This window comes from Yoonia sp. R2-816 (assembly GCF_046762905.1).
Lineage (GTDB): Bacteria > Pseudomonadota > Alphaproteobacteria > Rhodobacterales > Rhodobacteraceae > Yoonia.
In genome coordinates this window covers 1-1,118 of sequence record NZ_JBKQXN010000125.1, presented here as the reverse complement: position 1 = coordinate 1,118, position 1,118 = coordinate 1, and the positions used below count along the sequence as shown (strand labels likewise).

General features: G+C 52.4%; 1 protein-coding gene. It reads left to right on the top strand.

Annotated features, from left to right (window positions below):
* Positions 1-806: 806 nt before the first annotated feature.
* The coding region (locus ACFWW2_RS02810) for an ATP-binding protein (RefSeq protein WP_393925968.1) at positions 807-1,118 on the top strand (312 nt) is incomplete at its 3' end.

Sequence of the window (1,118 nt, the reverse complement as noted above, 5' to 3'; positions counted from 1 at the left end):
CATCATGCACCAGCGGTTTGGGCCCGCTTCAAAACGGCCGATCAATCTGCTGTCCCAGCTCCAAGTCTGTAGCATTCGCTCTTTGCTTCATGATCATGTAAAGCCAGAAGGCTTCCTGTTGTGCTGCGACCGGGTCCTTCGCGATCAACTCCGCTACAGAGCTCTTGAGCCAATTGGAGGCATGCTTCGATACGAGCACTCGTCCCACGGATGGCACTTCAAAAGGACCCAGCACCGTTAACAGCCCTTCTCTACATAGGCGCTTAGCGACTTCGCTGAACGCTGCACTGTGGCTGACGCCACCATCGAAAGGCTTGGTGCACTGTCCGCCATTTGACCCTTGAACCTGGTTAAACGACCACCCCGAACTAAAACGTCGGACGGACGAAAGACTGGCAGGGTGTCCAAGGGTTCGTTTGTCATTCTGAAATCCTCGTGTGAGGGGCAAAGTTGAAAAAAGGGGAAATTGAAGTCGTCAATACTCACCTCCAACGAGTGTGCTTGTCCAAGCCAACAGCGGATCATATGAAAAAGCCCCCCAGACTTTCTCTCACAGGGAAAAGGGAACGCCTGGGGGCAAGCTGCGCATATAAAACATTCAATCAGGGTCGGTTACCGAAATAAAATACATATACGCAATGCTTCGATAGCAGTGCCCTATTCATCTGCGTGCCATAAGGGAACGAATGCCGGACGGGGCAGAATCCTGGTTAGGCGATTGCCATAGTTCCCCCTTTGTTCTACTATGACTCATCACGTTCCAATTCCGGGACATCATGATTTGTAAACTTACGGGAACCTTTGAGATGCTCGACGAAAATGCAGGATCAAAAGTTGCGCCGCGTATCCGCCAACTCGACGATGCAGCGATAAACCGCATTGCTGCTGGCGAAGTTGTCGAACGACCAGCGTCGGCTGTGAAGGAACTGGTCGAGAACGCGATTGATGCGATGGCGACCCGGATTACAATCGATATCGCTGACGGCGGCAAAACACTGATCCGTGTCACGGATGATGGGTACGGCATTCCGGCCGAGGATTTGCCGCTCGCCCTGTCTCGTCATGCAACGTCCAAGCTGGAAGGGTCCGACTTACTCAACATTCATACCTTTGGGTTT